Source organism: Sphingomonas sp. LM7 (genome assembly GCF_002002925.1).
Taxonomy (GTDB): Bacteria; Pseudomonadota; Alphaproteobacteria; order Sphingomonadales; family Sphingomonadaceae; genus Sphingomonas.
This window is the reverse complement of record NZ_CP019511.1, coordinates 1,271,040-1,281,989: the sequence shown is the minus strand read 5'-3', so window position 1 is coordinate 1,281,989 and position 10,950 is coordinate 1,271,040. Positions and strand designations below refer to the sequence as shown.

9 protein-coding genes are annotated in these 10,950 nt (G+C 67.0%); 8 read left to right on the top strand and 1 reads right to left on the bottom strand.

Annotation, left to right across the window (positions count from 1 at the left end; genetic code table 11):
* Window positions 1-27: 27 nt before the first annotated feature.
* From rutB to BXU08_RS05895, 8 genes are all read left to right on the top strand, one after another.
* The gene (gene rutB / locus BXU08_RS05930; protein ID WP_077509223.1) at window positions 28-762 is read left to right on the top strand and encodes a pyrimidine utilization protein B; all 735 of its coding nucleotides are present in this window, start codon (window positions 28-30) and stop codon (window positions 760-762) included.
* 3 nt (window positions 763-765) lie between these two features.
* On the top strand, window positions 766-1,149 hold the full coding sequence (gene rutC, locus BXU08_RS05925) for a pyrimidine utilization protein C (RefSeq protein ID WP_077509222.1): 384 nt from the start codon (window positions 766-768) through the stop codon (window positions 1,147-1,149).
* Window positions 1,146-1,919, top strand: a complete 774-nt coding sequence (gene rutD, locus BXU08_RS05920) for a pyrimidine utilization protein D (protein WP_253190520.1) — start codon at window positions 1,146-1,148, stop codon at window positions 1,917-1,919. Before rutC ends, rutD begins: the two co-directional genes overlap by 4 nt.
* A gap of 2 nt (window positions 1,920-1,921) precedes the next feature.
* Window positions 1,922-2,983: a pyrimidine utilization protein A gene (gene rutA / locus BXU08_RS05915; protein WP_077509220.1), complete on the top strand. Its 1,062-nt coding sequence runs from the start codon at window positions 1,922-1,924 to the stop codon at window positions 2,981-2,983.
* 255 nt (window positions 2,984-3,238) lie between these two features.
* Window positions 3,239-5,194 carry an AAA family ATPase gene (locus BXU08_RS05910; protein WP_253190519.1) on the top strand — a complete coding sequence of 652 codons (1,956 nt, stop codon included), beginning with the start codon at window positions 3,239-3,241 and terminating at the stop codon, window positions 5,192-5,194.
* Between the two features lie 74 nt (window positions 5,195-5,268).
* Window positions 5,269-6,510 carry an SGNH/GDSL hydrolase family protein gene (locus tag BXU08_RS05905; RefSeq protein WP_077509219.1) on the top strand — a complete coding sequence of 414 codons (1,242 nt, stop codon included), beginning with the start codon at window positions 5,269-5,271 and terminating at the stop codon, window positions 6,508-6,510.
* An 81-nt stretch (window positions 6,511-6,591) separates the two neighbouring features.
* On the top strand, window positions 6,592-8,781 hold the full coding sequence (locus BXU08_RS05900) for a type I secretion system permease/ATPase (protein WP_253190518.1): 2,190 nt from the start codon (window positions 6,592-6,594) through the stop codon (window positions 8,779-8,781).
* On the top strand, window positions 8,781-10,262 hold the full coding sequence (locus BXU08_RS05895; protein ID WP_150125429.1) for an HlyD family type I secretion periplasmic adaptor subunit: 1,482 nt from the start codon (window positions 8,781-8,783) through the stop codon (window positions 10,260-10,262). Before BXU08_RS05900 ends, BXU08_RS05895 begins: the two co-directional genes overlap by 1 nt.
* Before the next feature lie 35 nt (window positions 10,263-10,297).
* Here BXU08_RS05895 and BXU08_RS05890 read toward each other — a convergent pair whose 3' ends face one another.
* Window positions 10,298-10,900: a toxin-activating lysine-acyltransferase gene (locus BXU08_RS05890; RefSeq protein ID WP_077509216.1), complete on the bottom strand. Its 603-nt coding sequence runs from the start codon at window positions 10,898-10,900 to the stop codon at window positions 10,298-10,300.
* Window positions 10,901-10,950 lie beyond the last annotated feature (50 nt).

The window sequence follows — 10,950 nt, the reverse complement described above, 5'->3', positions numbered from 1 at the left end:
CTTCGCAGCCGCAAAACGAGGCGCGCGATGGATCAGGCAAGTGGCGTGACGGTGGGAACGGCGGCGGCGAATGCGGCGGCAGTGACGCTGCCCGCGCGGCCCGAGCCGATTCGGGTGGTGCCGTCCGAGACCGCGGTGGTCGTGATCGACATGCAGAACGCCTATGCCTCGCCCGGCGGCTATGTCGATCAGGCGGGGTTCGACATTTCAGGCGCGGCGGGGACGATCGGCCGGATCGCCAAGGTGCTCGAAGTCGCGCGCGGCGCGGGCGTGCAGGTGGTCTATCTCCAGAATGGCTGGGATCCCGACTATGTCGAGGCGGGCGGTCCCGGCTCGCCCAACTGGCACAAGTCCAACGCGCTCAAGACGATGCGCAACCGGCCCGAGCTGGCAGGGCAGCTGCTGGCCCGCGGCGGCTGGGACTATGATCTGGTCGAGGGTCTCAAGCCCCGGCAGGGCGACATCGTCATCGGCAAGACGCGCTACTCGGCCTTCTTCAATTCGCAGCTCGACAGCGTGCTGCGCTCGCGCGGGATCAGGACGATCGTCTTTGTCGGCATCGCCACCAATGTCTGCGTCGAGAGCACGCTGCGCGACGGCTTCCACCTCGAATATTTCGGGGTGATGCTGGAGGATGCGACCCACCATCTCGGCCCGCCGATGATGCAGGAAGCGACGGTCTACAATGTCGAGAAATTCTTCGGCTGGGTAAGCACCACTGCCGATTTCTGCGGCAGCTTCGGCCAGATCCCCAAGGAGTAAGGAATGCCCTTCGAACCGATCAACCCGCCGCAATTTCCCACGCCGATCGCGCCCTATTCAGCGGGCGCCAAGGCAGGCAACACCGTCTACGTCTCAGGAGTGCTGGCGCTGGGCGAGGGGGGTGTCGTGCTCCACCCGGGCGACGCCGCGGCGCAGACCCGGCATGTGCTGGACGTCATCAAGATCACGCTGGAAGCCGGCGGCGCGACCCTGGAGGACGTGGCGATGAACCACATCTTCCTCAAGGACCTCGCCGACTACGCTGCGTTCAACGCAGTCTATGCCGAGTATTTCCCCGGCGCCAAGCCCGCGCGCTACTGCATCAAATGCGATCTGGTGAAGCCCGACTGCCTCGTCGAGATCGCCAGTGTGGCGCACATCGGTTGATCGACGGGCTCTACTGGGAAGAACATGGCAGCGGCCCGCCGCTGATCCTGTCGGCGGGGCTGGGCGGGTCGGGCAATTACTGGCTGCCGAACCTGCCCGCGCTCGCCGAGCGCCACCGCGTCATCCTCTACGATCATCGCGGCACCGGACGCAGCGATCGCGCGCTTCCCGAGACCGTGACCGTCGAGCAACTGGGCGACGACATCCTTGCGCTGATCGCGGGGCTCGGGCTTGAGCGCGCGAGCATCCTCGGCCACGCCGCCGGCGCGGTGGCCGGGCTGGCGGCGGCGCTCGCGGCGCCCGACCGCATCGAGCGCCTCGTGCTGGTCAACGGCTGGTCCGCGCCCGACCCGCATTTCCTCCGCTGCTTCGAGACCCGGCTGGCGCTGCTCCGCAACAGCGGCCCGCGCGCCTATCTGCGCGCCCAGCCGCTCTTCCTCTATCCGGCAAACTGGATGTCCGAACGTGTCGCCCGGCTTGCCGCTGAGGACGAGGCCCATCTCGCCCATTTCGCCGGCGCCGAGGCCTATGAGAAGCGCATCGCCGCGCTCGCCGCCTTCGATGTCGACGCGCGGCTGGGCGAAATAACCGCGCCCACGCTTGCGCTCGCTGCCGAGGATGACATGCTCGTGCCCAGCAACTGCTCGAAGCGGCTGGTGGAGGGCATCGCGGGTGCCAGACTGGCGACGATGGATTGGGGCGGTCATGCCTGCAACGTGACCGATCCCGAAGCCTTCAACCGCCTCGTGCTCGATTTTCTGGGGGATTAGTCATGCAAGTCGGCGTCTTCGTGCCCATCAACAATAATGGCTGGCTGATCAGCGAGAACGCCCCGCAATACATGCCGAGCTTCGATCTCAACAAGGCAATCGCGCTCAAGGCCGAGGATCATGGCCTCGATTTCCTGCTCTCGATGATCAAGCTGCGCGGCTTTGGCGGCAAGACCGAGTTCTGGGAATATGGGCTGGAGAGCTTTACGCTCATGGCCGGGCTTGCCGCGGTTACCGAAAAGATCAAGATCTACGCGACCTGCCCGACCCTGGTGATCCCGCCCGCCTTCGCCGCCCGGATGTGCAACACGATCGACAGCATCAGCCATGGCCGCTTCGGGCTAAACCTGATTACCGGCTGGCAGCGCCCCGAGTACAGCCAGATGGGGCTGTGGCCCGGCGACGAGCATTTCCGCAATCGATACAAGATGCTCGACGAGTATGCGCAGATCCTGCGCGAACTCTGGGAGACCGGCCGCAGCGACCTCAAGGGCGAATATTACCAGATGGACGATTGCCTCGTCCGTCCGAAGCCCGAAGGCGACATGAAGATCATTTGCGCAGGAAGCTCGGACGAAGGCCTGGCCTTCTCGGCAAAGTGGGCAGACTATGCCTTCTGCCTCGGCAAGGGTGTCAACACGCCGACGGCATTTGCCTTCAACAACGAGCGCCTTGCCGCCGCCACCGCAAAGACCGGCCGGGAGGTGTCGGTCTTCGTCCTCGTCATGATCATCGCTGCCGAGACCGACGAGGAAGCGATGGCCAAGTGGAAGTCGTACAATGCCGGTGTCGACATCGACGCCATTGCCTGGCTCAAGGACCAGGGCGCGGCGGACAAGCACAACGCCACCACCAATGTCCGCCAGCTCGCCGCCCCCGAAGGCGCAGTCAACATTAACATGGGCACGTTGGTCGGCAGCTATGAGAGCGTCGCGCGGATGCTCGATGAGATGGCCGAAGTACCCAACACCGGTGGCGTGCTCCTGACCTTCGACGACTTTCTCGAAGGCGTCGAGAATTTCGGCACGCGCATCCAGCCGCTGATGAAGAGCCGTCAGGGCTGATCTTGCGCATCCGGAACGATCAGGCTAAAGGCGCGCTGCCCGCGGCTGCGCGCCGGGGCTTTTGGAGAAGAGAATTGCTGGACTTCCATTTCCTTGCGGGGATCACCCCGGGAAGCGTCCGCACTCTCCCGTAAACGCCTGACCCAGGCGTCGCGGGGAGGGCAGAGGCTCCCCCGCGGAAATCCCACAATTGATTGAAACGCCCCGAGCGAGGCCGCGCGTCCGCGCGCCGTCTCGCCGGGCCGGGATCGGGTTATGATGCACGAACATGAAATCGTCCGGGGCATGCTGCTTCGGATCTGCCGGGACGTTGCCGGCACCTCACCGCTGGGCAAGGCGGTGCTCGGCTGGGCGCGTCCGCATGCGCGCTGGCTGCTGGGCGAGCGCGTCGAAAAGACGAAGCTCGGCTGGCGCGACTTGCGCACTTCACTCGCGCCGAACGCGGCGCCGGGCGATCCCGCGCGTCCCGTCGAAGTTGCGGCGCGGCTGGCCGAAGCGCTGCGTTTCGACGCGGCGGACACGGTCGTGCTCGTCGCGGCCGTCGCGATCGAGCGCTGCCCGCGCGCCCGCGCGCTGGGCCTCGTCCTCGCCGAGCAGGAGTATGACCTGTCGAAGATGCTCGCCGAACTGGCGGGGCTGGAGCCGCACGCGCTGCGCCGGTCGCAGCCATTGCGGCTGGGGCTGGTCAAGCTCTTCACGCGGCGCGGTGGCGGGGTGGAACTCGATATCGGCTGGACAGTCGATCGGCTGATCGAGCGGCCCGTGGCCGATGCAGAGGGGCTGCTCGAGATTGCGGTCGGTCCCCGCCAGCAGGCGCGGCTCGTGCCCGGCGACTTCCTTGGGCGCGAAGCCGATACCGGCTTCCTCGTCCGACTGCTCGCCGGCGCGGTCCGCGAACGCGCGGTCGGAGTCAACGTGCTGATCCACGGGCCGCCGGGCACGGGCAAGACCGAGCTCGCGCGGACGCTCGCCGCGGCGGCGGCCGTTCCGCTCTACAGCGTCGGCGAAGCCGATGAGCACGGCGATGAGCCGACCCGCTGGGACCGGGTCAATGCGCTCAACCTTGCGCATCGTATGCTCGCGGAGCGCGGCGGCGCGGCGCTGCTGTTCGACGAGATGGAGGATCTGGTCGGCGATGCGCAGCCCGCGCAGGGCGACTGGATGCGCGGGCGGCAGGGATCGAAGCTCTGGGTCAACCGGCTGGTTGAAACCAATCCGGTCCCGGTGCTCTGGACGACCAACGCGATGGGCAACCTCGATCCGGCGATCGTCCGGCGGATGAGCTATGTCCTGCATCTCGGCACGCCGACGCATGCGGCAGGGCTGGGCATGCTCGACCGTATCGGCCGCGAGGAGGGCGTCGCTTTCCCCGAAGCGGTGCGCACACTCGTCGGCGCCGCTCCCGAAGCTGCGTCGGTGCTGCGCGTCGCGGCGCGGGCGGGGCAGATCGCGGGCGAGCCCGGGGATATCGGGCGCGCGGCGGAGGCGCTTGTCCTCGCGCTGCGGCGGGGCGCGCCGGTGCCGGTGGTGGATGGCGAAGTCGATCTGACGCTGTTCGAGGCGGATCGCGACCTCACGGCGCTGTTCGCCGGCATCGCCACGCCGGGTGCGCCGGCGGACATCTCGCTGTTGCTCACCGGTCCGCCGGGCACAGGCAAGACGGGCTTAGCGCACCATCTCGCGCGGGCGCTCGACCGGCCGTTGCTGGTCAAGCGTGCCTCGGACCTCCTGTCGAAATGGGTGGGCGAGACCGAGCAGCAGATCGCCGAGGCGTTTCGCGAAGCCGAAAGGCGCGGGGCGGTGCTGCTGTTCGACGAAGTGGATTCGCTCCTCTTCGATCGCGGTACCGCGACGCAGACCTGGCAGGTCGGGCAAGTGAACGAGCTGCTGAGTTGGCTCGATCGCCATCCTTTGCCCTTCGTCGCGGCGACCAACCATGTCGAGCGGCTCGATCCCGCGGCGCTCCGGCGCTTCGTGTTCAAGCTCGAGCTCGGCCCGCTGGGTCCGGCGCGTGCCGCGGCGGCGTGGGAGCGCTTCTTCGGCAGTCCGGCGCCCGCCGTGCTGGCGGAGATCGCCAACCTCACCCCGGGCGACTTCGCAGTGGTGCAGCGCCAGCTCCGCTTCACCGGCGGGGATAGCGGTTTCATCCTCGCCCGGCTGCGCGCCGAGGTCGAGGCCAAGCCCGGTGCGACGGGGCGGCTGGGGTTCTAAACCCCGGCCGCTCCGGCCATTGCCACGCCGGGTGCCGCGCTTATGGTATCGCTATCGAGCGGCGGAGGATGCGAATGCGGAAGATGTGCAGGCTGATCGGCCTGCTGGCGGCGGTGTGCCTGAGCGGCACGGCGGTCGCACAAGACAAGCCGTATTGGGTGGCGAGTTGGGCGACCTCGCAGATGGTGCCCACCAACGAGAATATCGCGCCCGCCGAGGATCTGACCGACGCTACGCTGCGCCAGATCGTCCGCATCTCGATCGGCGGCAGGCGGCTGCGCGTCCGGCTGTCGAATGCGTTCGGCACCGCGCCGCTTGTCGTTTCCGCGGCCAGCGTCGCGCTTTCGGCCGACAATAGGTCGTCGCGCATCGTTCCCGCCACGCGCAAGCAACTGACCTTCGGCGGCGCCATCAACGTCACGATTCCCGCCGGCGCCGACTATTTCTCCGACCCTGTCGAGATGATCGTCGCAGCGGGTGCCGATCTGGCACTTACGCTTCATCTGCCGAGCCCGCCCGATCGCCAGACCGGCCATCCCGGCGCGCGCGCCCACAGCCACTTTGCCCATGGCCAGCAAGTCATGGCCGAAACGCTAACCGGCGCGAAGACCTCCACTCGCTGGTATGTGATCGGCGGCGTCGAAGTCGATGCGCCGGGTGCCGGCGCGCTGGTGATCCTGGGCGATTCGATCACCGACGGCTACGGCGTCCAGCCCAACACCAATGCCCGCTGGCCCGATCGGCTCGCGGTGCGGCTTCGCGCCAATCCGTCGACGCGCGATCTTGCGGTGCTCAATGCTGGCATCGGCGGCAATCGCCTCCGCCTCGACGGCACCGGTCCCAATGCGCTCGCCCGTTTCGAACGCGAGGTGCTTACGCCGCCAGGGGTCACCCATTTGCTGGTGATCGAGGGGATCAACGATCTCGGCACGCTTACCCGCGACGCACCCGCAACGCCCGAGCAGCACGCCGCGCTGGTTCGCGAAGTCATCGGCGTGTTTCACCAGATCGTCACGCGCGCCCGCGCGCATGGCATCAAGGTGATCGGCGGTACGATCATGCCCGACGGGGCCTTCGCCTATTATCATCCCGATGCCGCCAACGAAGCCGATCGGGCCGCAGTCAATGCGTGGATCCGCGCGCCCGGCAATTTCGATGCGGTAGTCGATTTCGACGCCGCGATGCGCGATCCGGCCAACCCGACCCGCTTGCGTCCCGATCTGGACTCGGGCGACGGCATTCATCCCTCGATTGCCGGCTATCAGGCAATGGCCGACGCGGTGCCGCTTTCGCTGCTGGCCGCGAGACGGAAATGACTTCCGCATTATTTTGAAGAACCGCGCTTTTTTCTCTGCGCCGACCACGATAACAATGCCGGGGGCGTGGGGGCAGTAGTCGTGACACAAGAGGCGGTGGTTGATTCGGCCGGATCGTTCGATCCTGCGCTGGTTTGTTTCGTTCTGGTCGCGAAATTTCTTGGCATACCTGCCGATCCCGGACAGATCCTGCATGAACGCGGGCGCGGCGAGGCTCCGTTTCACTTCGACGATCTCGCGCGCGTGTCGCGGCGACTGGGAATCATCGCGCGCCGGCGCAATGCCGATCTCGGCGCGCTCCAGCGGATACCCACGCCGCTGCTGATCGCGCTCGCCGATGGCGGCACTGCGATCCTGCTGCGCGCCGATTCGAACGACGAAGGCAGCCGTTTCCTCGTCCAGCGCGCCGATGCCGAGCGTCCCGATCTCTGGCTGGGCGAGCAGATGGCCGCGCAGTTCGCCGGATCGGTGCTGATGATGACCTCGCGCGAACGGCTAGCGGGCGAGAAGCGCCATTTCGACGTCAGCTGGTTCATTCCGGCGCTGGTCAAGTACCGCAAGCCGCTGCGCGACGTGCTGATCGGCAGCTTCTTCCTCCAACTCGCCGGGCTGGTCTCCCCGATTTTCTTCCAGCTGGTGATCGACAAGGTGCTTGCCCACCAGTCGATGACGACGCTCGACGTGCTCGCTTTCGGGCTGGCGGTGGTGCTCATCTTCGAGACGATCCTGTCGGGGCTGCGGACCTGGCTGTTCGCGCACACCACCAACCGCGTCGATGCCGAACTGTCGGCGGCGCTGTTCCGCCACCTCGTCGCACTGCCGCTCGGTTATTTCGAGTCGCGCCGGGTGGGCGACAGCGTCGCGCGCGTCCGCGAGCTCGAGAATATCCGCCAGTTCCTCACTTCGAACGCCGTTACCGTGGTCATCGATCTCGTCTTCACGATCGTGTTCTTCGCGGTAATGTATCTCTATTCGCCGATGCTCACGCTCGTGGTGGCGGCGACGATCCCGATCTATGTCGCGATATCGGTGCTCGTGACGCCCGCGCTCCGCGCCCGGCTCGACGAGAAGTTCAAGCGCGGCGCCGAGAACCAGTCTTTCCTGGTCGAGACGGTCGCCGGGATCGGCACACTCAAGTCGATGGCGGTCGAGCCGCGGATGCGCGACAAATGGGAGCGTCAGTTCGCTGGCTATGTGAAGACCGGCTTCGACGTTACCGTGCTCGCAAACTGGGGCGGCAACGCGATCCAGCTCGTTTCCAAGCTGTGCACCGTCGCGATCCTGTTCTTCGGCGCCAAGGCGGTGATCGCGGGCGACTTGTCGGTCGGCTCGCTCGTCGCGTTCAACATGCTCGCGGGCCGCGTCGCCCAGCCGATCCTGCGGCTGTCGCAGCTGTGGCAGGATTTCCAGCAGGTGCGGATATCAGTCGATCGGCTGGGCGACATCCTCAACACGCCCGCCGAACCCGAGCATAACCCCAACCGCGCCAGCCTGCCGCCGATCGAGGGGCGGATCGAGTTCGACAAGGTCCGCTTCCGCTACCGGCCCGACGCGCCGGAGGCGTTGCGCGGCGTGAGTCTGACGATCGAACCCTCCGAGATGATCGGCATCGTCGGCCCCTCGGGGTCGGGTAAGTCGACGCTGACCAAGCTCGTCCAGCGGCTCTACGTGCCAGAGCAGGGCAGGGTGCTGGTCGATGGCGTCGACCTCGCGCTGGTCGATCCGGCGTGGCTGCGGCGTCAGGTCGGCGTCGTGCTGCAGGAGAATATCCTGTTCAATCGCTCGGTGCGCGAGAATATCTCGCTCGCCGATCCGACCCTGCCGATGGAGCAGGTCATCCACGCCGCGCAGCTTGCCGGGGCGCACGAGTTCATCCTCAGCCTCCAGCACGGCTATGACACGATCATCGAGGAGCGCGGCGCCAATCTTTCGGGCGGCCAGCGCCAGCGCATCGCGATTGCGCGCGCGCTGATCGGCGACCCGCGCATCCTCATCCTCGACGAGGCGACCAGTGCGCTCGATGCCGAGAGCGAGGAGATCATTCAGCATAATCTCAATGCGATCGCGAAAGGACGTACCGTGATCATCATCGCGCACCGCCTCTCGGCCGTGCGGCCGTGCGACCGCATCGTCACGGTGGAGGCAGGCGAAGTGACCGAGATCGGCAATCACGAGACCCTGCTTGCCGCGGGCGGCCGCTACGCCCAGCTCTATTCCAAGCAGATGGGTTTCGCCGCCGCGCCGCGCCGCTCTGGCGAGGTGGTGGCGTGATGGCGAGCCTGGCCGATCGCTTCCCCAATCTCACGCGTCACTGGACGGTGCTGCGCGAGAGCTGGCGCTTGCAGAACGATGCCGAGACCCGCGCACGTCCTCGCGACGAGCACGAGTTCCTCCCCGCCGCACTGGAAATCACCGAAGCGCCGCCGAGCCCCGGGCTGCGCTGGCTGATGCTGACGCTCTGCGCGCTGTTCGTGCTCGCGCTGCTCTGGGCATTGATCGGGCGGATCGACGTGGTCGCGGTGGCGAGCGGCAAGACCGTGGCGACGGGCAACGCCAAGGTGCTTCAGCCGATCGAAATCGGGGCGGTCCGCGCGATCCATGTCCGCAACGGCCAGTTCGTCCGCCGCGGCCAGTTGCTCATCGAGCTCGATCCGACACTGGCGACGGCGGAAGAGGCGCAATCGACGCAGGCGCTACGCACCGCCCAGCTTGTCCAGGCCCGCAACAATGCGCTGCTCGCGCATCTTCAGGGGCGCCCGGCAACCTTCGTCGCGCCGCCCGGCACACCGCCCGCAGTCGCGCGGGCGGAGGCGACCTATGTGCGCACAACAGTCGCCGAATATCAGGCGCAGGCCGCAAGCCTCGGCAAGCAGCGCGCCGAGAAGCTCGCGCAATTGAAGGCGTCGCAGGCGCAGGTCGCCAAGCTGCGCGAGGCCCTGCCGTTCATCGAGAAGCAGCTGACCGCGCGCAACGATCTTACCGGCCGCGGCTATTATTCGAAGCTCAAGCTGCTCGAATACGAGCAGGCGCGCGCCGAGCATATTCGCGAGATCGACGTACAAAGCGCGCAGGGGCTAGGCGCGCAGGCGGCGATCGGCACGATCGACGCCGAACTGCGGCGGCTGCGCGAGACTTTCGGCAAGGGCGCCGCGACCGACCTGACCGCCGCCAACGACAAGGCCGGTCTCGCCTCCGAGGAACTCCGCAAGAGCGAGCGGCGCCGGCGCTATCAGGAGCTGCGCAGCCCAGTCGACGGGATGGTCCAGCAGCTTGCGGTCTCGACGATCGGCGGAGTCGTCCAGCCGGCTCAGCCGCTGATGGTGATCGTGCCCTGCGCGCGTGGCCGCGGCGACGAATGCGCCAGCGTGCTCGAAGTCGAGGCCTCGGTGCTGAACAAGGATATCGGCTTCGTCCATCAGGGCCAGCGCGTCGCGGTGAAGCTGGAAGCGTTCAACTTCACCGACTGGGGCATGATCGAGGGCGTGGTCGATACGGTCAGCCGCGATTCGGTCGATCCCGGGCGCGAGGCGCAGCAAGGCGACAAGGCGGGGCAGGCGCCTGGCAGCCCGACCTATGCCGCGCGGATCCGGCTGCGCTGCGGCGCCGGCGATCCGCTGCGCACGCCACTCTGCGATCGGGTGCGCCCCGGCATGAGCACCCAGGCCGAGATCAAGACCGGCCGGCGGCGGATCATCGACTACCTGCTCTCGCCGATCTCCCAGACCGTGGCGGAAGCCGGCCGCGAGCGCTGACAGGGGCAGCGCCTGCGTTGCCGCCCCGCTGGGCGTCAGGCGTTGCCGGCCGGCTCGGGCATATCGACGGGCACTTCGGCTGGCGGCGTTCCGCCGCGCGTCGCTCCCATCTTCTGCAAGGTCTCGGCATCGACCAGGCGCGTGACGAGCGGGTGGAGCTTTAGCCCGCCTTCCTTCACCAGCTGGCGAAAATTGGCGATCACCGTGGCGGTGGTCTTCTGGTCGGGCGCGATCACGTCGAGCAGCCAGTTGTTGTCGCCCGAATTCCAGTCCTCGCCCTTCAGCCGCACCGGAAAGACGCCCGCGGCGATCTGCTCGAGGATCTTCGCATCGACGGCGTCCGACACGCTCGCCCAGATCGCCACGCCACTGACATCGGACATGGGCTTCTCCTCGCTGTCGCGCGGGTAGGCGAGGGCGACCCGGTCACGCAGCAGCGGATCGAGCACGAGGTGCTGAAGATCGGCCAGCGACTGGTTTCGATAACGCGGCAGCATCATCATGGTCATCACGACGTTGCCGAAGCTCTCCCGCACATGGCTGCGGACTGCGGCCAGCTTCTTGGCAATCTCAGGATCGAGCTGTTGCGCGGAGGTGCCGTTCGCCGCAGCCTCTGGTGCGCTTTCATTCCGTGTCATGCGATACTCTCCCCCCGGTTGGTTTCATGTACCTTAGCAAGTGACGGTGC